Annotated in this window: 21 protein-coding genes; 10 read left to right on the top strand and 11 right to left on the bottom strand. The window is 39.7% G+C overall.

The annotated features are described in order from the left end of the window. Positions 1–15: 15 nt before the first annotated feature. The 4 genes from ACP26N_RS06760 to ACP26N_RS06775 form a co-directional block, all read right to left on the bottom strand. Positions 16–477 (bottom strand): DUF2975 domain-containing protein, encoded by a 462-nt coding sequence (locus tag ACP26N_RS06760; RefSeq protein WP_131972960.1) that lies wholly within the window; start codon positions 475–477, stop codon positions 16–18. 351 nt (positions 478–828) lie between these two features. Then, on the bottom strand, positions 829–1,353 hold the full coding sequence (locus ACP26N_RS06765; RefSeq protein ID WP_131972959.1) for a hypothetical protein: 525 nt from the start codon (positions 1,351–1,353) through the stop codon (positions 829–831). An 885-nt stretch (positions 1,354–2,238) separates the two neighbouring features. Beyond that, positions 2,239–2,580, bottom strand: a complete 342-nt coding sequence (locus tag ACP26N_RS06770) for a hypothetical protein (protein ID WP_188004158.1) — start codon at positions 2,578–2,580, stop codon at positions 2,239–2,241. A 91-nt stretch (positions 2,581–2,671) separates the two neighbouring features. Continuing rightward, complete coding sequence (locus ACP26N_RS06775; protein ID WP_426355132.1) at positions 2,672–4,513, bottom strand: mechanosensitive ion channel; 1,842 nt, start codon at positions 4,511–4,513, stop codon at positions 2,672–2,674. Between the two features lie 352 nt (positions 4,514–4,865). On the opposite strand from ACP26N_RS06775, the gene ACP26N_RS06780 reads away from it, so the two are divergent. Beyond that, the gene (locus ACP26N_RS06780; protein ID WP_131972956.1) at positions 4,866–5,135 is read left to right on the top strand and encodes a hypothetical protein; all 270 of its coding nucleotides are present in this window, start codon (positions 4,866–4,868) and stop codon (positions 5,133–5,135) included. A gap of 358 nt (positions 5,136–5,493) precedes the next feature. On the opposite strand, the gene ACP26N_RS06785 is transcribed toward ACP26N_RS06780, so the two are convergent. The 3 genes from ACP26N_RS06785 to ACP26N_RS06795 all read right to left on the bottom strand — a co-directional run bounded on the left by ACP26N_RS06785 (position 5,494) and on the right by ACP26N_RS06795 (position 10,860). After that, a complete protein-coding gene (locus tag ACP26N_RS06785) occupies positions 5,494–7,380 on the bottom strand; it encodes a DUF4084 domain-containing protein (protein WP_165871648.1) in 1,887 nt (628 codons plus the stop codon). Between the two features lie 205 nt (positions 7,381–7,585). Beyond that, on the bottom strand, positions 7,586–9,850 hold the full coding sequence (locus ACP26N_RS06790) for a bifunctional diguanylate cyclase/phosphodiesterase (RefSeq protein ID WP_131972954.1): 2,265 nt from the start codon (positions 9,848–9,850) through the stop codon (positions 7,586–7,588). A 569-nt stretch (positions 9,851–10,419) separates the two neighbouring features. Further along, a complete protein-coding gene (locus tag ACP26N_RS06795) occupies positions 10,420–10,860 on the bottom strand; it encodes a hypothetical protein (RefSeq protein ID WP_131972953.1) in 441 nt (146 codons plus the stop codon). A 546-nt stretch (positions 10,861–11,406) separates the two neighbouring features. On the opposite strand from ACP26N_RS06795, the gene ACP26N_RS06800 reads away from it, so the two are divergent. Beyond that, positions 11,407–12,036, top strand: coding sequence for a hypothetical protein (locus tag ACP26N_RS06800; protein ID WP_131972952.1), 630 nt, complete (start codon positions 11,407–11,409; stop codon positions 12,034–12,036). A gap of 58 nt (positions 12,037–12,094) precedes the next feature. Here ACP26N_RS06800 and ACP26N_RS06805 read toward each other — a convergent pair whose 3' ends face one another. Then, a complete protein-coding gene (locus tag ACP26N_RS06805) occupies positions 12,095–13,063 on the bottom strand; it encodes a DUF2268 domain-containing protein (RefSeq protein WP_426355134.1) in 969 nt (322 codons plus the stop codon). Between the two features lie 156 nt (positions 13,064–13,219). Here ACP26N_RS06805 and ACP26N_RS06810 point away from each other — a divergent pair, with 156 nt between their 5' ends. From ACP26N_RS06810 to ACP26N_RS06820, 3 genes are all read left to right on the top strand, one after another. Then, the gene (locus tag ACP26N_RS06810) at positions 13,220–13,519 is read left to right on the top strand and encodes a hypothetical protein (protein WP_131972950.1); all 300 of its coding nucleotides are present in this window, start codon (positions 13,220–13,222) and stop codon (positions 13,517–13,519) included. A 94-nt stretch (positions 13,520–13,613) separates the two neighbouring features. Next, entirely contained in the window at positions 13,614–13,832 is a 219-nt protein-coding gene (locus tag ACP26N_RS06815; RefSeq protein WP_131972949.1) for a hypothetical protein, read from the top strand. A gap of 72 nt (positions 13,833–13,904) precedes the next feature. Further along, the gene (locus ACP26N_RS06820; protein WP_131972948.1) at positions 13,905–14,384 is read left to right on the top strand and encodes a glutathione peroxidase; all 480 of its coding nucleotides are present in this window, start codon (positions 13,905–13,907) and stop codon (positions 14,382–14,384) included. Between the two features lie 84 nt (positions 14,385–14,468). On the opposite strand, the gene ACP26N_RS06825 is transcribed toward ACP26N_RS06820, so the two are convergent. Both ACP26N_RS06825 and ACP26N_RS06830 read right to left on the bottom strand, forming a co-directional pair. Then, positions 14,469–14,933, bottom strand: a complete 465-nt coding sequence (locus ACP26N_RS06825; RefSeq protein WP_131972947.1) for a hypothetical protein — start codon at positions 14,931–14,933, stop codon at positions 14,469–14,471. Positions 14,934–14,947: 14 nt separating this feature from the next. After that, on the bottom strand, positions 14,948–15,853 hold the full coding sequence (locus ACP26N_RS06830) for a DMT family transporter (RefSeq protein WP_131972946.1): 906 nt from the start codon (positions 15,851–15,853) through the stop codon (positions 14,948–14,950). A 171-nt stretch (positions 15,854–16,024) separates the two neighbouring features. Between ACP26N_RS06830 and ACP26N_RS06835 the strand changes: the two genes are divergently transcribed. The 5 genes from ACP26N_RS06835 to ACP26N_RS06855 all read left to right on the top strand — a co-directional run bounded on the left by ACP26N_RS06835 (position 16,025) and on the right by ACP26N_RS06855 (position 18,941). Continuing rightward, complete coding sequence (locus ACP26N_RS06835; protein ID WP_131972945.1) at positions 16,025–16,969, top strand: SMI1/KNR4 family protein; 945 nt, start codon at positions 16,025–16,027, stop codon at positions 16,967–16,969. Positions 16,970–16,984: 15 nt separating this feature from the next. After that, positions 16,985–17,935, top strand: coding sequence for an SMI1/KNR4 family protein (locus ACP26N_RS06840; RefSeq protein ID WP_131972944.1), 951 nt, complete (start codon positions 16,985–16,987; stop codon positions 17,933–17,935). A 74-nt stretch (positions 17,936–18,009) separates the two neighbouring features. Next, the gene (locus ACP26N_RS06845; RefSeq protein ID WP_131972943.1) at positions 18,010–18,426 is read left to right on the top strand and encodes a hypothetical protein; all 417 of its coding nucleotides are present in this window, start codon (positions 18,010–18,012) and stop codon (positions 18,424–18,426) included. 21 nt (positions 18,427–18,447) lie between these two features. Next, positions 18,448–18,714: a hypothetical protein gene (locus ACP26N_RS06850; protein WP_214853504.1), complete on the top strand. Its 267-nt coding sequence runs from the start codon at positions 18,448–18,450 to the stop codon at positions 18,712–18,714. A gap of 26 nt (positions 18,715–18,740) precedes the next feature. After that, on the top strand, positions 18,741–18,941 hold the full coding sequence (locus ACP26N_RS06855; protein ID WP_426355136.1) for a hypothetical protein: 201 nt from the start codon (positions 18,741–18,743) through the stop codon (positions 18,939–18,941). A gap of 117 nt (positions 18,942–19,058) precedes the next feature. Here the strand turns inward: ACP26N_RS06855 and ACP26N_RS06860 are convergent, their stop codons facing one another. Next, a complete protein-coding gene (locus ACP26N_RS06860; protein ID WP_214853498.1) occupies positions 19,059–19,898 on the bottom strand; it encodes a helix-turn-helix transcriptional regulator in 840 nt (279 codons plus the stop codon). Positions 19,899–19,933: the final 35 nt, after the last annotated feature.

The raw sequence follows: 19,933 nt of genomic DNA on the forward strand, positions 1-19,933 counted from the left end.
ACTAGTTTTTAATCTTTAAGAAAGAAAATGATCTTTAAGAATGTATTGAAAACATCTAAATATAGCGCTTACTGCTAACGGTACTACAATAAGAATTATGCCCACTAGTACCAAACCTGGAGCATCGTCCATTTGCCCAATATAAAAAAATATCGGTAAAATACAAAGAGCTAAAAAGGCAATAAATAAAAACGACTTTCTTATCATTTGAGCCGATAAAAAAATCAAATCGATTGATTTAGAGCTTTTTGATATGAATTGTAATATACGAAGGCCATGAAAAATAGAGAATATTAAAGGTATTAAAGCCATATAAGCAACTAGCAATACTATATATCCGGGTTTTTCAAATATTAAAGAACTTGTTATTCCTTTCATCAGTGCAGAAACTCCATATCCTGCTAATCCAATTAAAAGAAGTAATAGTATGATAAGACATGTTTTTAAAAAAAGAATACTTTTTTGAGGTAACTCCATTTAATTTACTCCTTTCCTTGTTAGAATAAGCCTTACCTTCAAATCAAACTATACAACTAAAGTATAAAAGTTACATTGCACTTAAGACTGACTTTCTCAAAATAGTTAATGAAAATTACTGAGGGATTTTTTTCTACAAATGTCTATTTATTATGTTGAGTTTTTAAAAAATTTTTTTGTTATTCACTGTACTAATTCTTATTAAAAGAGTCGTAGAAAGTAAATAAATTATAAAATTAAAAATGGAGCAAAAAAGTATACTTTCTATTAAAGAAATAGATGAAATAAATAGAAAGCTCCATAATAAAAACATCTTTTATTTGTGTAGATACTCCATAAATAAAAGATGTTTTATGATGATGTATAAATTAACTCATTATTATTCAACTTGAAACCGAAACGAGTGAAACATTCAATAGATATTTTCCCCGAATCAGAGATGTGGTTGAAATTTCCATGAATGCTGAATTTGTCATATCGATTCTTGAAATCACAAATCAATGCTTCGAGCAAAAGTCCTCTCTCTCCGATTCCTTCTTTTCGAACATGAAGATCTAACAACTCAAACTCAGAAGAAGTAGAAGAATTTTCGATTCCTGTACTTATCAGCTGAACACTCATGCAAGACTGTGTATTTAATATAAAAGAGGGTTCAAGTGGTCCCTCGAGAAGAGTTATATAAAAAATGGATGCCGTGTATAAAGAATTTTTTGTGATTTGAACCAGTTGCTTTTCTTTATTAAAAGCCAGTCCAATCAACGTTTCGTGAGGAAGACAATTTAATTTTACCCTTCGGCTATCACATGTTTGTTGCCACTCGGATTGAGGGATCCAAGAATGTTCAAAGACAAGTAGACCTCTTCGAAAAAAACGCAAATCAAGTACCTCCAATATTTGTACATGTGTAAATTATACATGTTTATTAAAGTAATAAAAAGTAATTATTATATAAAATGTAGAAAAAAACTCATTTATAGAATGGTTGGTAGTAAAACAGTAGATAACTAGTTGACCGTGTATGGGTGGCTAACAATGATGTTGTAAACCGTATCTTAGGAAAATCTACTTTTCCACTGCGAGATTTTTAAATTACCTTCTCTACTCATGATCTCATCCTCCTTTTTTAAATGAGAGCGCTCTATAAATAGGCATTTTAAATTTCCCTTCCTTTTTTTCGAATTAAACATCCTCGATATAAATTTTCAGATAATACAAAAGGTACATGTGAACCTGTCTTTTAATAAAGGTTTAAGTAAGGTATAGGAATATGTAAATAAACATTTGAGTTTTTCTAATGAAAAATCGTAAGCGAGAATTATGAGCTGAAAACTGACTAATAGGGAAAAGAAATAAAAAGGAATAACATTTGCATACAACTAAGGAGGTATAGTAATGCACAAAAAAACCTACAAAAATTCGAAAAGAGAAAATATCTTTGAACGAATTTTCAAGGGAGAATTAAATAAATTTTCAATTCTATTTGTTGCATGTCTAATAATTTTCTTTGTTTTAACCTCCTATTTTTAAACACCAAAAAGAACTGATTATTTTTTGGTATAAAAGTGAGTACACGTGCTCTCCGTGAGGCTAAAAATATCTTTCATATCGAATGTTTAAATACTTATCATTTGGGAAAATCAATACTATTCCATTTGATTAGATGACTTGTTTGGTACCGCATTATTAAATGAGCATCGGTATAATCAATCTCCTTTAAAAACGAGTATCAGTTCAAGAACTGATACTCGTTTTTTATTTGTTTCATTGAGAGTGATTTTCGAAGAAGTGGTGAAGTAGGGTAACAATTTTTTCTATAGGTTCATATGATAGAAGAACGATTTGGTGTTTGCTCCCGTTCGAGAATTCTATATCAAAACGTTTTTCGAGTGTTGATAAATTTAGATAATAGTGTATTTCACCTACGACAGACCGTGAAATATCAAATTGTTGAAGATTAGTAGAATACAATGAAACCGGATGATTGGAATAGATTTTTATTTTTGCAACATTAGCGGTACTGATAACTTCTTCAAAAACGAAATCTTGCGGAAAGTCTTGTTTTTCTAGATACTTTTTAAGTTGTTCTCCTTTGAGAAGTTTCACAATTGTTTACCTCCTCACCGTAAGTAAAAGGACATTAATAAATAATGTCCTTTTTGATTACAAAAAATTCTTTGAATTTTCACCTACAACTTTATAATTGATCGTAGTCTGATGGAGGATTGTTCAATTCACGACGAGTATTCGAACGATTAATGTTTGGACCGATAGGATCATTCGGATTGATCGGGTAATCGTCTTGTTGTGCTAAATCATTTTCAGGAAGTGCCCCTTTTGGTGTACCGTGTGTCGGGTTCACGTTCGTAGAAGATGATGGTTTAGAAGCTTTTGGTGCTTGATCTGGTGTGACGTCATCTGCTGCTTTTGACGCGGCACCTTTTGCTGCTTCTTTTAAGCTTGGCTTCGTCGAAGCAGACGATGTGTGGTTTGACGGCAGGTTCGATGTGTCGATATCTGCATTCTCTGCTTTTTTCTGGAGACGATCGAGGTAACGTGATGCATTATCACGGCCACCTAAGCCAAACGCGAGTCCGAAAGCAAGAGCAACAGCACCGAGGATCAAGATGAACGCTGAGTTAACGATTGTAGCAGCAACACCAAGTTGATCAAGTGCCATGAATACAGCAAGAGCAAGGATGGCATATTTTGCGACGCTTGAAAGAACTTTTAAATCTGAGTTAGCAAACAGGCTGTCCATTGTGCGTTTCACCAAGTTGCTGATGATGATACCGATGGCCAAGATGATGATCGCTGTCAAGACGCTTGGAAGGAAAGCAAGAACCGCGCGACCGAGATCAACCATGAAGTTGAGACCGATCAGATTGAATGCTTCAACGACGAACAAGACGACGATGACGATTTCAACGAGTGATCCAACGATTGATGATGGTGATGTCGAGGCATTGTTTGCATCCCAGTTACCGATTTTCAAGTGGCGTGTTAAGTTATTGAAACCGAGGCGTGACAAGAGGTCTGCGACGAATTTCTTAACGAAACGACCGACATAAAGACCGACAAGGATCAAGACGACACCGATAATGATGTTCGGAATCATACCAAGAACATCATTTAACATGTTGATGGCTGGTCCTGTAATCCCTTTGATGTTGAGCTGGTCAAGTGCCGAAATCGTAATCGGGATTAAGATCAGGATGAAGACGACTGTACCTAAGATGGAAGAAAGTGATTTTGTATCTTTTTGTTCGTTTGTACCGATGTTGAAGCGTGAAGCAAATTTGTCTGTACCGACTGCATGCAGGAAGTTCGTGACGATATCGCGAACGATTTTCGCAACGAGGAATCCGACGAAGAAGATCGCTGCTGCAGCAATCAGACGTGGGATGAATCCAAGGAACGACGAGAGTAATTGGCTGAACGGCTCAGAAACACTTTCAATGTTGAGCGCACCCAGTACACCTGGTAGGAACAATAACAAGACAAGATAGAAGACGATTTCGCCTGCAATCTTCGGATAGTTCGAAAGATCCGTTTGACCTTGAAGCATTTTGTTCGAACGGACTTTTTCGTTCGACATCAATTTCGTTCCGCCTTTGACTATGACCATGCGCAGTACGACCGCGATGACGTAAGCCAAAAGAAGAATCAATGCTGCTTTCAGGATGTTCGGGATCGCTGCGAGCAATGTGCTCATCGTATCCGCAAGCGGTCCTGCGATGATGTTCAAGTTCAAGATGTTAAAGACTAGGATGAGAACGAAAACCATCAAGACCCAGAAAATGACTGTCCCGATAATTTTTTCAGGCGTCCACTTTTTCTTTTGTGGTGGTGTACCTTCTTTTTGTGGTGACAACTTATGAACGACACCAGATTTTTCTAATGCTTTTTGAATACCGTTTGCGATCAGTTTCGCAATCAGCCACCCAATCAGGAATACGATAAGTGCTCCTAAAATATTTCCGAGAGTTCCTAGAATCCTGTTGACGTCAAATGACGTCGTGTTCCAAAAGTTGTTCATCATTACACCTCCATATAAGTTTAAGGTATCCAATACATACATGTTTATTTATTCCCTGTTTTAATCAAAAATAGTATAAATATTTATATTTAAGTTCTACTATTTTTTTCAATTAATATGATTAAGTAAAAAAACGTTTTCTTCAGATTTTTTACTTTAAGGAATAAATATTTTTCTAAAGACTTTACGGATCATATACATTTTAAACTTTATAAATCTTAAATTGGTATATTGGAAGGACTTATAATTTTTTTAACCAAAGGTATGATTATCGCCATACAAAAAGGCTCCCTAATAGGAAAACAGATTTTTTATTTCATCTGTCTACAAATTTGGAAGCACATCATAATAAATGATTTTTTTTATTTTTCAGTCAGTCAGTATAGTTTATACAGTTCAAGCCCATAAAGAACCAATTAAATCAACTGCTCCTGTTATGAATACAAAGGCTAAATTGATTATGAGAGTAATTAGAACTCCAATAGTTGCTTTTTTATCATTAAATGAACTGGTTTTTATGATTAGCATGATTGAACAAATACAAGTAATGAAACTAAACGCTAGACAAAAATGTATAGGTTTTGTTGAAGAAAGAGAGAAAATAAATTTAAAAAAATCATAATTGAAAAAAGAATTGTAAATAAATAAAAATAATAAAAAAGTAATAATATATAACAAGTATCTTATGTTTTTCATAAATTCTCCTTTCTGGAAAGATATCCAAAAAAGTACTGAAAAGGATATAGATGCATGTGTCAGATACATCATCAAATGTTGCTCTTCTACTACAATAATAATTAGAAAGGCGACTTCATAGTGCGTACCTCTATATTCCTAATTATTGATCTATAAAACATGGAGCGCTTTAGAAATTTAGAAGAATTGATTTGAAATAGTTCAATAACCGTATATTGTACAGTCTATTCGAGATATTCGATACGTCCATGGAAACGAAAGAGTTTCAGTAGAATGGGGTGCGCTTATAGTGGCATATGTTGAAGTTCACTGTAAAAAACATAGCTTCCTGTTTTGGTTTGTTTCGCATGATACATCGCGAGATCCGCGTGCTTCATCATTTCTAGCATAGTCAAAGCATCATTCGGGTGACAAGAAATTCCGATACTTGGGGGACAAGTGATGACATGATGATCGATTTGATAGGGTTCCTGTAATGCCGTCAACAATCGGTCTGCTAAATGAAGCAACTGTTCATACGTGGCAACATCTCTCAACAAAAGCGTGAACTCGTCGCCTCCCTGTCGCGCCATCATCTCGAAAAGATCTTCGAATGTTTTTAATCGTGTAGCAACGGCTTTGAGTAATTGATCTCCGACATCGTGTCCGAGTGTATCGTTGACATGTTTAAACTGATTTAAATCCATAAAAAACAAAGAAACGTTTGAGTCATTTTTCGAGGGGCGGTGTTTAATAAGTCCAGACAGACGCTCCTCGAAAGCAGGACGATTGAAAAGTCCCGTAAGTGCATCGTGGTAAGCGAGGTAATGAATCTCTTGTTCAATTCGTCGCGCTTCGGTTACATCCTTACCGATGCCAAAAATTCCGACCAATTCGTTTCGGACGATGATCGGGACGTTCGTGATGTTCACATGTAGTGCGGAGCCAGCCACGTTTTGGACGACCGTCTCATAACTACGGGGCATGCCATTAAAGACTGCTTTTAATTCTTGCGATACACGCTTTCGGTGAGAGTCCTTGACGTACCGCAAACTGTTTTGGCCGATCAAATCAACCTTGGATATGCCGAGTAGATGAGTACACGCTGTATTGGCACTATCGAATTTCCCGCTGAGATCCGTTGAATAGACAGGGTCCGGATGGTATTCGAATAACGATTTATAGCGCTCCTCACTCATTTCGAGAATCTGAGCTTGATGATAATAACGCCGGACTAATTTGTGATTTTCGAAAATGATTAAAATTTGCCGGATGATGACCAATAAAATCGAAAGACCAGAACCCATCGTCACGATATCAAAGTTTGTAGAGTGAAATCCCATGAAGACGAACAGGATCAACACGCCGCCATAAGGCGTCAGCATTTGAAACACGTTTAGTCTTTCGATTTCTTCAGGAGAATCTATATTTTTTTGGTCTAAGTTACTTTGAAGACCAGCGAAGCTTAAGAGAATCATTCCAACAATGAACAAAGGATCAATCCAACTACCTGTAATATAAGTGTCTTGCGCGATTAAGTACAGATAGACGGAGTCGGCAATGGCTTGCAATGCCACCGCTACGATAATGAGATACATTGAATGATTTTTGTCTTTAGTCGATAAATTGAAAAATAGAAAAGAAACAGCGACCAGCATGCCTAGGTCTCCAATCGGATAGATCAAAGAAACGACTAAAGCCTCCATAGAAGCAACACTTGTAGTCAGGATAGGTGCAATCAAAAAGTGCCATGAGAACGTACTGGCCACGACTAGAATAATCATGACATCAAACAAAAAAGAAATCCGTTGTTGGATAGCTGCTTCCTTTAAAATTTTATGGATCAAAGCATAGAGGAGGCAAAGAGCCTGTAAAATGTAAAAAATATCTGGTGATCCTGGAAATGACACGTCTTCGTTTAAGACACTCTCTGAAAAAAACCAAATCAATTCAGCGATTAAATAAAAAAAGGTTCCGAGTCCGATGAAGGACCAAAACTTACGGTCTTTGGAATTCGCTTGACTGACGGCTAATTTTAGATAGAAGAGCGCAATCAAGAGTCCGACGATCGAAAAGAGACTTCCTCCTACTATTTGTAGAGAGGCTGAATCAGGGAAGGTGAATATCCAGCCGTAATATCCTAAAACATATAGGAGAATGATCAGGATAAAAATCTTAGGTCGTTTAGACATGCTATTCATATACTCCTTTTAATCATATTTTCTAAGTATACAATGAGTTCTTCTTTCATAAAATATGGTTTATAAAACAGGTCTATGATTTTATAAAGTGAACTCTAGGTATTCCTGTCATATAACTGAATTCATCATACGATTAATAAATCATGAAATGCATGATAGAGACAGTCAAGCATCGTCTCCATCATGCACTTCAATTTCAATAGGACATTTCTTTAGGAATAGGATGATTTTGTAGTAGATGAATGAACGAGTCAAAATCGATGGGCCGAGAAAATAGATAGCCTTGGCCAATCATACATCCATAGGATTCCAGCTGCGATTTTTGCTCAATCGTTTCGATTCCTTCCGCTACGATGGTTAAATTGAGATTTAATCCAAGATCGATAATCGTTTTCACCATGGGGGAAGACGTATTTTGAGTCAAGCGGTCGATGAATGACTTATCAATTTTCAACGTATCAATGGGTAATTGTTCTAATACATTCAAAGAGGAATATCCCGTCCCAAAATCATCGATGGATGTCTTGATGTTTAAAGACCTCAGTTGTTGCAAGATGGAGACACTTTCCTGAATGTTTTGAACGATACTCTCTGTAATCTCCAGTTCAAGCCATTGAGGATCTAACTGTGTTTCTTGAATGATCTGATGGATCATTTTGCAGAAGTACGGATTTTGGAATTGAAGTGCCGATACGTTCACAGACAGGAGTAACGGATCAAATCCAATCAGTTGGAGTTGCTTACTTTGATAGGCCGCAGTTCGAATCACCCATTCGCCGATTTCGTTAATCAAACCAGATTCTTCAGCGATTGGAATAAATTCTATAGGCGATATCCATCCATGTTTTGGATGATACCAACGGAGTAGAGCTTCCATTCCGACAATCCGTCCCGACTTCAAATCAATTTTAGATTGATAGTAGACAGTCAATTGATTTTGGCTGATGGCATGACGTAAATGAGATTCCATTTCGAGTTTACGCACAACGTTTGATTTTAGTTCGGAATCATAAAATACGAAAGAATGATTTCCATGTTGTTTCGCTTGAGATAGAGCTTCCGCTGTTTGTAACTGCACTTCCTCAATGGTTTGACTTTGATCAGGGAATGTCGTGATGCCACCGTGCGCGATGATATTTAATTCAAAGTCCTTTAATTTAAATGAATCTTCTAAAGACATCAGGATATGTTCCTTTACTTTTCCAATAGCTGATTTCGAACTATTCTTGAGAACAAGTAAAAACTCATCTTCACTGAAACGATAGATCGTAACCTTCATCGTATCTAACTCTTTCAGTCGTGAAGAAACTTCCTGAATGAGTTGTTCGCCGACCTGATAACCAAAGGCGTCGTTGAATATCTTTATCCGGTCAATTTGTAACAATATGAAAGAAAGAGATCGTTCTTTATTGTTGAACAAGGATGCTGTTTCTTGTTTAAACGCAGAACGATTACCTAGTCCTGTCAATACATCTATATAAGCAGTCTTTTTTAATTCAAGTAACAACGTATTATTTTTAAGGACAGTAAAAGCTTGTCTTACTATGACGAGAAGAAAAATGATGATCCAACCGGCACTCAATGCATTTAAATTCCATTCGTAACTCTGCATCATCAAGATAGAGAGAATAAGGATGCTCGTGTAAGGAAAGATAAATTCTTTTTTTAAGTAAGGTCCTGTCGCAGGAGGAACATCTCTCTCATTCTGTTCATCTTTGTAAAAAAGAGCAGTGAATCCAATGAAGAGCAATGCGATTGTCCAAATGAAATCCACAATCCCGCCGGTTTTATAACCGCTCTCCATATTCATCTGTGCAAAAAGAACATCGCCTAGAACTTGAAGGGATAATCCAGTAACAAGAAAGAGGAGTGAATGGTTTTTTTTATTGAATTGAATCAGATAAAAAAGTGTGATGACAAAAAATAAAATGCCTAAATCGGCAAGTTGAAAAAGAAATGTGAAGGCTATATTCCATATCGAATGTTGCTCGATCCGATAAAGCGGATAAAGTAGATAGTAATAACTGATTGAGCTGGCTGTAATCATATAGATCATGGTATTAAAAAGGTAGGTGGCGTTCGATACTCCAAGCGAGCTTTTTTTTAGTCTGTTTAAAAGTGCTGCAAAATAAAAGAGATAGGACCCTGTCCATGCAAGATAGGATGTAGTAGGGAAACTCATCGTCTGTTCGAAATAAAGTAAAATGATCCATATGAAGGTACCTGTAGCGGACATGCTAGTTGCTAGGCTCAAAAAAAGCCAAAATTGCTTGAGTGATGGATGAGAGCGATAGTAAGCTCTTGCAATCCAAAAAGTGCTTAATAGACCAACTAGAAACTGAATAATATTTAGTAAAACCAATGCATTCCATTGAGATGCTTCAAAAAAGTTGTTACCATACCAAAATAACAAACCAATTCCAGTGGTTAAAAGAAAAGGATAACTTTTATTTTTGGGCAAAATAGTTCCTCTCCTTTTAAAAATAAGTAAAGTATGTCTTAAAGTAATATCGGATATTTTAGATTGATTTTTAATATAAAAATGATTTTTATAAAATATTGTTGATAATCTAAATTTCTATGTAGATAAAGGTGAACAAGATAGACGAACTGTTCTAGGGTAGATTTGAAAGAAAAAAAGTCCACATCTGAGGAATGATGTGGACTTCTTTCTATAGTAACTATGCTGTTTGCTAGGTTAATTATTTAATTATTCTTCACAACAATCATTTATAAACATCACGACGATGCCCGATATCGAGAATCAAGATGACGAATTTTGTAAGCGATCAAACGATAGTCCGATGCGATACCGCCATTCACCCGAACGATTCGAAACAAGTCCCTTTCCATGACAACGCGAATCATCCGTCCTGACCATATTCTTCTTGATCCAGGACATGATGATCCGCGGATCTATCTTGTTAAGAGACTTTTGAGCTCCGCGCTCAAACTATACCGTACATCTCCTTTGCAATACATTGTAATACGTATTTAGATGTATAGACACAAGATCTATTCGTTCTTCCTTCAATCTACTTTGATTAAGAAAGCAAACTGACCGTCACCATTCTTTGACCATCTTGCTTGAAGTTCATAGGCATATGTGCCGGCTTCTTTCGGTGTTACGAGTTGATTATTTTTTAACCTAACCGGGTTACCGGTCTTCTTGTTGTTAAATTGAAGGATGTTGATTGTATCAGGTTCTGGATCGAAGGCAATCCGGATTTTCTCGTTCGGCATGACGGTGACCGGTTTACTTTTTTCAGTCATGTGTAAACCGTCTACATAGATTTTGTCTACGCATTGGCCGCTAAACAGGCCACTCCAGCAAAATGTCCCTTGAACCGTTGGAATACTTTTTCCCTGTATCTCGACACGGGGATCGGGTGGTTCATCACGGAAGGGTTCGAATTGAACGAACAAAGCAATGATGATAATCACAGAGCCGATTAATAAAAATTTACGCATCTGAAACTGTCCTCCTTCGTAAATGGTATCTTAAAAGGTCAATCGTATGCTTAATCCGATAATCTAATATGGGTTAAACTGAAATGTGGCTTACACTGTATATCAATTTCTGTTTTTCCTGAATTGGCTCTGATTTTTAAACACTCATTTTCATTTCTTATTGATTCTATATGATATAGTTCAAATTCGAAGATTGTTCACCTGTACATATCATTACTTAGACTGACGTTGCATTTATGTTCATATTGTGAGATATACAATAATAGCTGAAACCCAAGTTTGTCGACCTTCTTATACATATAAAAACCGGCACCTTCCTGATAAAGTTCTTCCGGTTCGGATTCGAATAACTCAAGCAGTTCGTATTCATCATAAAACATGTTTTCTACTCCTTCATTTTGTATTTGTTGTATACAGGTACCCGGTTATGACTTTTATTAGGATTTCGTTCTTAAGGTTTAGGAGTAGGTATATTTGTACCTGGTTTTGATAAAACTACTGGAATCAAGCAAGGTGATCTTGCTTGATTCCTTTTGGAGGTTCTAAATGACAATCGAAGTGATTAAAAATATTAGCGTTTTATTTCGTGAAGAAGCGAAAAGACCAGTTTCATTGTTGGACTATCTTAAACTAAATGATTTACGAATCAATGAACTTCTGGAAGATGAAAATAGGAATGGTGAATTTATTATTGAATTCGAGCTGGAACAAGACACCATCACATTATCTTACGAAATGCATGAGCTGGAAGAAACATCGCAAGTAGAATACATCGTGTATTTCATCTGTAAGTGGAAATGGATTTGGGAATGGTATTCGGAACGATTTTTAGAATACGACATACCATTTGGCATTTATCCGACAATCATCGATTACGCGAAAGCCCGCATACGTCCGCTCGAATTAATGGAAGAAAAGATTCTAGAATTAGAAGGATTTACAAAAGAAGACTTACTCTTTTATTATGGTTCAGGACCGTTCGATGACTTTGAGGAAGCCAATCGAAATCTGAATCAAATTTTAGAATTTGATGAAGTGAACAATAAAGAAAACATGCGAAAACAAGGACTTTATTTTGACCAGGTAATGGAAAAATGGATTCAGATTCCAGCTTCTCTCGACATCATCGAAAATGTAATTCGGGCATTATCCAACGTAAGTTTAAGAGAAGATTGAAATCCGTTTACTAAGTAACCATCCTACAATGATAGTTTTTTCGAAATGTATTAATGTATCATTCCAGAATATCTTGGTACTTGTAGCCTTTTAAAATATCCTGTTGATCTGCAAATGTCCATTCCGATATGGAATGATCAGGATTCGTTTTAAAGTAATGATCCATGACATCCCGTCCTAAGATATAGTTACTCCATTGGGGAATGTCTTTTTGCTGACTACCGCCTACAACTTCTTCATAAGTAGCTTCACCGCTCTCGATCAAACTGGCTACATGTTTCTTGGACTTGTCATCCATCGGTACGTTCCACGGCGGTGAAACGTCCTTGACGACACGGTCGGCAAAGGCATCCGCCTTGCCCTCGGTGATGATTGAATCAAGAATCTCATTCATTTTATATTCGGCTGTATCTTGAAGAATCAAATGATGGTATTCATGTGCGACTGTGTAAGCAAGTGTATCCTGATCAAAGTTTGTATCGAGATACAGGATGAACGTGTCCTTATATGCTGCGGCAAATACGCCTTTCATAGATTCACTCATAGAAGAATATTCCGAGTTGGTAGGTACGATGAAAATCGTACTTTTCTTTTTCGGAAGTACCTTATTTGCAGCGGTATAGTTTTTTATGATGATGTCTTTGATTTCGTCATGGTGTTTCATCAACTCGTTTGTCCGATCCACCAGTTCTTGCTCGTAAACAGTTGATTGCAATAAAAAGTAGCCTTTTAAACTGGTCGTATCAAAGTTTTCCTTCTCTCCAATTTCACCTATGTAACCGAGAACAGATTTCGCATAACTATTTTTATCCGCTTCTGGATCATTTTCTTTAAGGGATGCCTTCAAATAGTTTTGATAGGGCGTATAAAGCGGAACGATGTTTAATTCACTATCCTTGTTGATTTTCACAGTTTCCGGTTTAAATTCTTTACTTTCAGAGTGCGTCACTGTTTTTTCTGTTTCGTCTGTACAGGATGATAACAGCAGGAACGGGATGCAAAGAAAAGGAGTAATTACTTTTTTCAACGGGATGACCTCCATTTCTAAATCGTTAGGACTATGAACTTCTTTGTTTCACGATGAGGATAGAGTTCAGAACTTCATATGTAAAATTATACCATAAAAATTAAAGGATTTAATGCCTGAATTATTCATATGATTATTTAATTGGGAGATGATGACATGAGAACTATTCAAATCGATGATGTAATAAAAAAACTGGAACACGTTCTGAAAAAACAACTGACACGAGAGGAAGTATCCGAGTGGGCATATGAACGGATGGCGGATTTGGAGTGGATGGAAGAGAAAGAAGGCAGGTCGTTGACGAAGCAGGAATTGGCTGTTTTTCGTTGTCTGACGACAGTCTGTGGAATGGATTTGCAAAATAGTCCGGACGAGTATTTTCATGTAGACGACGATTTTCGGGATTGGATCAAAGCATTTCAGGAAGTGGAGAGAAGCTTTAAAGCTAGAGGATGAGCCCGTTTCGCTAATTGAATTTTCTCAACCAATTATCATATTCATGAAACCTTTGTTTAAAAAAACAGGTAAAAAGAGGAAAGGGGATGATGAGATGGTACGATGCACGAATTGTGATTATAAGTGGAAAACGAAGGATGTGCTCGCTGTCACTATTGCAAACCATGGCAAGGCCTGTCCGAACTGCGGAAAGAAACAGTATCTATCAAAAGATACCCAACATTATCTGTCACTCGGATACATCAGTCTGTTTTTTCTGTTGATCATGCCGTTTGTCATTAAGCTGAGCGACCGGGAAGAACACATCTGGTAAGTAAGTTGACGCGTGTTCAAAAAAGACGGTGCTTTTTCAGCGAGGTATACTGATGACAAAGGGGGAATGAAAATGAATACATCGCTCTATGAAATCGAGGTACAGGACGCAACCGGTCAGACTGTTTCACTCAACGACTACGCCGGAGAGGTGCTTGTCATCGTCAATACTGCAAGTAAGTGCGGGCTCGTAAAGCAACTCGGAGACCTGCAACAGTTGCATGACAAGTATGCGGATCAAGGTGTCAAAGTGCTCGGATTCCCGTGTGACCAATTCAACAATCAGGAGTTTGCCGATCAGCAGGAAACGATGCAGTTTTGTCAGTTGAATTACGGTGTGACATTCCCGATGTTTCAGAAGATTGACGTAAACGGACCGACGGAACATCAGTTGTATACGTATTTGAAGCAACAGCAGGGTGGTCTGTTATCGTCAAAAATCAAATGGAATTTCACGAAGTTTCTTGTCGATCGAAAAGGACGGGTCGTCAAACGGTTTGCGCCGGTCGATTCGATTCAGACGATTGAAAAAACACTGGAGCGCTATGTATAATTGAATTACGTCCCGTCCGGCGCAAGCCGTCGGGCGGGACGAGTCGCATCACCCTACCTTTGGCGAGGTAGGGCTTTTTTTATATTAATTCTCTTTCGGCAGATTAAAAGAATGTCTGACCGTAAAATCACTCATCTTATGACCAAGATCCGTAAAGACCGGTGGACGCGGGGACAGGACATGAAAGTCCTGTTCAAATGCCCGGATGGCATAGTGCGTCCAGTCGCGCGACGGGTCCCGCTTCAAGCCCATCCAGGCCGTCGCAAAGGTCAGAAGTGCCGAGTCTTGATACAGAGTGAGCGGAACCGGACTGAACTCCAGTCCGTCATCCAGTTCATGTAAATCCGACGAGCGGAGCAGGACGCAATCTGCTTCAAACAACAGTTCAAAATAATTGCAGGAATAGTCACCGATGAGTACCATGATTTCGTCCGTATGGCCGCGAAAATAAAAGGCCAATCGATCACCGTTTTTTTCATCCATGACAAAGTGGTCGAGCGCAATCTGATAGTCTTCCCGGTACAACAGCTTTTCGAATGTGATGTGCATAACGGATTCCCTCCTTAAGAATGTTTTTCCTTGGCGAGTTCGGGAATGTTCGGCTGCCGGATCGAACGCGACGACCAGACGAGCAACCCGATACCGCAAAATAAAAGTAAAATACCGCTCCAGGACAACAGACTGAGCGTCTCCCCGAGGACAAACACACCGAGCAAGGCAGCGGTCAATGGCTCGCCGAGTGACAGTGTAACAGCGGTTGACGACGAGACGTGCGCAAGACCGCGGGCAAACAATAAGTAGGCAAATCCTGTTGCGAGGACACCAAGGTGGAGACTGATACCGGCACCGCGCAGACTGAAGACCCACGACAGATCAAACAGGAATAACAGTGGCGATAACAAGAGGGCGCTGAGTGTAAAGACGACCGCGACGACGGATAGCGGAGGGTGTGTTTTCACTAAGTCCCGGCTGACAAACGTGTAGACGGCAAACGATAGTCCGGCACCGAGTGCGAGCACGATCCCGAACGGATCGACTGAAACGGATGCCTGATTCATGACCAACAGTAAACAACCGGCAATCGAAAGCAATGTCGACAGCCACCAAATGGTACCCGGTCGATTTCTTAAGACAAGCCATTCAATCACTCCGGAAAAAATCGGTGCACTGCCGATTGCGACGACGGTTCCGACGGCGACTCCGGTCATAAGGACAGCGGAAAAGAACAACGGCTGATAAGCGGCCATGCTGAGAGCAGCGAGGAAAATCGTGGGCAGCGGCCAATCTTTCAGAGTCAGCTTTCCGGTCAATAAGACGAGACTGAGTAAAAAGAAGCCGCCGACCGCCAAGCGGACTGCGCCGATTGCAATCGGGTGGGCCGTTTCCGGCGCAAAGGCTTGCGACGTTCCGGTTGTTCCCCAAAGCATCGCCGCCAGTAAAATCAGCAACATCGAAGACTGTTTTTGCATGATTCACCTCCAAATCAATAGACATAGATGCTGTTCGAGTATCATTTTTGATTAGAAAAAGAATACCACAGAAACAGGAAGCTTGAACCACCCAAATTATTGGTAAAATGGTAGACTAAAGGAAGATGAGGCAAAACAGCTCATACATAGAGAAGTAAGAGGGTGGATCCAATGAATCAAATTGCAGTTGTCCTTGACGGACTCAAACAAAAAATCAGCCAGGGATCGACGTTTATTCAACGTAGTTACAATTCAATCGGTCACGCCACGTTCCATTTGCCGAAACCGGTCAAACCGGAAACACTTCAAGCATTCGAAACCGCGTTCAAGCAACCGTTACCGAGCGAATACCAGACTTTTCTCGAACTCCATGACGGAGCGAAACTGTTCATGTTAGGTGACGAGGGACTGGTCTTGTATCCGCTCGAGGAAGTGATCGAAAAGACGATCGAAGCTAAGGAAGACGGTCTGATTGATGAAGACTATGATCATTACTGGATCATCGGTGAGGTGAACGAAGGGTACCTTCTGATTCATACGGATCATGCAAAAACGGAAGATACCCCCTACATGTACTGGAAGTATCATGAAGGGTCCACTGAAGACACCGATGCCATCGGTCAAAACTTTGGGACATTCCTTGAACGGTCGATCATCGCCCAAGGCGACATGTACTGGGAATTTAACATTTTCGATGTCCGGGAAGACGATTACTATGTCGAAGAAGACACCGAACAGGTACAGGCGGGCGTGTCGATTGCATCCAAGGAACGGGTCCGGATTGAAATCGAGTATCCGATTTACCGCCGGGGAGGTTTTATCGTTTCTTTTTATACATATGAAAATGAAAAACCTGATTTATGGTGGAAATCTGACTACGATACGATGAAACAGGTGCATCGTTCTCTCATGAGCACGCTGGAAGAACCACAGTTCCATTTTACAGAAATCACTGTGTTCCAAAAAGAAGCACCGATTTGGCAAAACGAAGATGCATCCGGTGAAGAAATCGCGAAACGAGTCGAACATCCGCAAACCCAAATCATGCAGTACGACGGGTATCAAGCATTTGTGAACGACTTACCGCGTCCGTTACCGGGCTGGGAAAAAGCATGACAGGGAGAGAATGATATGAATCAAATCGCAGCAGTACTCGGTGGGCTTCAGCAGAAAATCAGTCATGGATCAACGTTCATTCAACGGAAGTACAATGAAATCGGGCAGGCAAAATTCAATCTTCCGGCACCTGTGACGGCAGAGTCACTTGCGGCATTCGAAGCCGAATTTAATCAAAAATTACCGAGTGAATACCAAACGTTTCTTGAACTGCATGACGGAGCGGATCTGTTTATTCTTGACGACGGTCTTGGTCTGGTGTTGTATTCTCTTGATAAAGTAATCGAATCGACAATAGAAGCAAAAGAAGATGGTCTTATTGATGAAGATTTTGATTATTTTTGGGTGATTGGTGAAGTCAGTGAAGGATATCTTTTGATTCATACGGAACATGCTAAAACAGAAGACACACCTTACATGTACTGGAAGTATCATGAGGGAACAACTGAGGACACCGATCCAATCGGCCAAAACTTCGGCACGTTCCTTGAGTATTCGATCATCGCCCAGGGTGATATGTTTTGGGAGTTCAAGGGCTTCAGTATTGAAAAGGATAGTTATTTTGTCGACGAAGATACTCCAGAAGAAAACGTCAAGCCGCCATTGCCGATTAAGTTCGTTGATTCCGTCCGGGTCGAAATCGAATATCCGATTTCAAAATCCGGTTCTTACTATACGGTCTCGATCTATGAAGGCAAGTCTCGAAAAGAGCAGTTGATGTCAAAATATAACGATGGACCGCGTTTTAAAAAGCTGATGGAAGACGTCCGTGAGTTACTTGCAGATCGACGATTTCAGTATTCTTCCATCCACGTCCTGCAGGCGGAACCAAGCTTTTTTAGAAATGAAGCCGAAACCGGTGATCCACTGATTCGAAACGAACATCCGCAACGTCAAGGTTTGACGTATGACGGCTACCGCGCCTTTGCGGATCAGTTACCGCGCCCGTTACCAGGCTGGGAATAAGCAAAGCATTACGTTCAAGGAGCACTTTCATTTCATCTACTCTTTTGAAACGCATGCGAAAAGGAGGAATTGAAATGAAAAAAATACTGATTATTCCGTTGTTATTCAGTTTAGCCGGATGTATGTCCCTCGACGTGAAGCCGAGCAGTCAGACAATCGAAACGGGGTACACAGGAAGTGTCAAAGACGGGTTTGTATTTGAATACAAACTGACCAATACCGGCGATTATCCGGTGAAAGTCGCCTCCCGGGCCGGTCATCTGCTCAACGTCAAGGTCCGTAAACATGGTTCACAAAAAGTCGTCTATGATTCGTACGAAGAGGTGGAACCGAAACGGTTGTCGAAAGAAGTACAACCGCATAAAACGGTGACGCTTAAGAGAAAAGTCAAAGCCGGTGTCATTCCGGCGGGTGTGTATGACATTGACTATATCGTTCGTGACGATAAAGGTGAAAGTAGCGGTGGCGATATAGAAATCAGATTAAAATAATTCAATCCAGGAGGAACACACATGTTGAAGAATCCAAATTATCGTTATGGCACGTGGGCATTGATTGTCAGCTTTTTCTTGTTTTTCATTGTTCAACTGTTCAGTGCCTACATCGAGCTGTCACCGAACTTTGCCGGTGAATCGCTTGATGATTATTACCTGAAGTATTTCCCGATTGGTGCTTTGATTGTCGGCTGTACGTTTTTCATCAATGGCTGGTGGAATGAAGATGCAAAACAGGAAGCTCAAAAACGGACAGCACTCGGTGCGGATAAATCGGCAGAGTAAATGTGATTTTAGGAGGAGCGACGATAATGATTAAGAATTTTCCTGCTTTAGTGATGCTGACGATAGCCGGCATCGTCTTCATGCGTTTCTTATCGGATACGGAAATGGGACCATTTTTGAAGATTATTTTAACGCTCGTCGGACTCGTTATGATATTATCGGGCATCATCGGAATGATGTTACATGGTTGGGTCATAGGTTATGAGCGAAACCAAAAACGGATATAAACAGGATAGATGCTTTGAAACCAACTGACGTGAACTCTTCCCGACGCTAAATACAGCGTAGGAGAAGAGTTCACGTTTTTTTGATGAAGAAGATACAAAGCAAAAGCTAGACGTATGTTAAGTGTTGGCGATTAACCGTTTTAACTTTTGTTCCGTCGTCGTGCCCTCCATTGGTGTATAGATACTGCATCTTAAATCAGTCTCTCCCTGAACTTGTAGCGAGGTCAGATCAAACAGCATTTTTCCGGCTTTTGCATGCCGAAATTCAATCATGATCTCGGGAGCTTTACTGACCTGGCTTTGAGTCCATAATTCTAGGAAATCCGGATATGTGATACTCATCTCCTCGATAAAGGCGGTATACCACTCGTCTCCAGAATACTGACCGTAATAGGTGCGGAAAATGGACAAAAAGCCTTTTGCGAAATGTTCCCAGTTAACAGCTAACACCTTAAATTCCTTTTGGGAAAAAACGAGCCGAATTAAATTCCGTTGAGATTCCGGAATGTTTGAAAAGTCTACGAATACGTGGGCCGCCGCCGTATTCCAACCGACGATCTGGCAATAGCGGTCCGTGACAATCGTCGGACAATAAGTCAGGTCCGATAAAATTTTTTCGAGCGATGAACTGATCGGGGATGGATCTTTTTTTAACGACGGAGTGACGGATTTCGCATCAATCGTTAAATCATACAGGTACTCCCGCTCATCCTTGTTCAAACGCAATGCTTGCGCCACACAATCCAATACACTTCTCGAGACTTTGATGTCTCTGCCTTGCTCGAGCCAGGTATACCATGTCGTGCTGACGCCTGCTAATTGGGCGACTTCTTCCCGGCGTAACCCCGGGGTGCGCCTTCTTGCACCTGACGGAAAACCGAGGGATTCCGGTTTAAGCTCGGCTCTTTTGGTTTTTAAAAACGTTGAAAGGGCGTCGAGTCTGTTTTTATCGTTCATGTCTTGGTCCTCCAATCGAAATCACCATCCAAGTA

Source organism: Exiguobacterium sp. R-39, from assembly GCF_049942815.1.
Taxonomy (GTDB): Bacteria; Bacillota; Bacilli; order Exiguobacteriales; family Exiguobacteriaceae; genus Exiguobacterium_A.

What these genes read in the sequence shown, in the direction of transcription:
- ACP26N_RS06810 (WP_131972950.1), top strand. Translation starts at nt 13,220, where the DNA reads ATGAGAACTATTCAAATCGATGATGTAATAAAAAAACTGGAACACGTT.
- ACP26N_RS06795 (WP_131972953.1), bottom strand. Translation starts at nt 10,860, where the DNA reads ATGCGTAAATTTTTATTAATCGGCTCTGTGATTATCATCATTGCTTTG.
- ACP26N_RS06800 (WP_131972952.1), top strand. Translation starts at nt 11,407, where the DNA reads ATGACAATCGAAGTGATTAAAAATATTAGCGTTTTATTTCGTGAAGAA.
- ACP26N_RS06860 (WP_214853498.1), bottom strand. Translation starts at nt 19,898, where the DNA reads ATGAACGATAAAAACAGACTCGACGCCCTTTCAACGTTTTTAAAAACC.
- ACP26N_RS06820 (WP_131972948.1), top strand. Translation starts at nt 13,905, where the DNA reads ATGAATACATCGCTCTATGAAATCGAGGTACAGGACGCAACCGGTCAG.
- ACP26N_RS06845 (WP_131972943.1), top strand. Translation starts at nt 18,010, where the DNA reads ATGAAAAAAATACTGATTATTCCGTTGTTATTCAGTTTAGCCGGATGT.
- ACP26N_RS06815 (WP_131972949.1), top strand. Translation starts at nt 13,614, where the DNA reads ATGGTACGATGCACGAATTGTGATTATAAGTGGAAAACGAAGGATGTG.
- ACP26N_RS06760 (WP_131972960.1), bottom strand. Translation starts at nt 477, where the DNA reads ATGGAGTTACCTCAAAAAAGTATTCTTTTTTTAAAAACATGTCTTATC.
- ACP26N_RS06855 (WP_426355136.1), top strand. Translation starts at nt 18,741, where the DNA reads ATGATTAAGAATTTTCCTGCTTTAGTGATGCTGACGATAGCCGGCATC.
- ACP26N_RS06780 (WP_131972956.1), top strand. Translation starts at nt 4,866, where the DNA reads ATGATTTTTTTTATTTTTCAGTCAGTCAGTATAGTTTATACAGTTCAA.
- ACP26N_RS06785 (WP_165871648.1), bottom strand. Translation starts at nt 7,380, where the DNA reads ATGTCTAAACGACCTAAGATTTTTATCCTGATCATTCTCCTATATGTT.
- ACP26N_RS06830 (WP_131972946.1), bottom strand. Translation starts at nt 15,853, where the DNA reads ATGCAAAAACAGTCTTCGATGTTGCTGATTTTACTGGCGGCGATGCTT.
- ACP26N_RS06850 (WP_214853504.1), top strand. Translation starts at nt 18,448, where the DNA reads ATGTTGAAGAATCCAAATTATCGTTATGGCACGTGGGCATTGATTGTC.
- ACP26N_RS06775 (WP_426355132.1), bottom strand. Translation starts at nt 4,513, where the DNA reads ATGAACAACTTTTGGAACACGACGTCATTTGACGTCAACAGGATTCTA.
- ACP26N_RS06840 (WP_131972944.1), top strand. Translation starts at nt 16,985, where the DNA reads ATGAATCAAATCGCAGCAGTACTCGGTGGGCTTCAGCAGAAAATCAGT.
- ACP26N_RS06825 (WP_131972947.1), bottom strand. Translation starts at nt 14,933, where the DNA reads ATGCACATCACATTCGAAAAGCTGTTGTACCGGGAAGACTATCAGATT.
- ACP26N_RS06835 (WP_131972945.1), top strand. Translation starts at nt 16,025, where the DNA reads ATGAATCAAATTGCAGTTGTCCTTGACGGACTCAAACAAAAAATCAGC.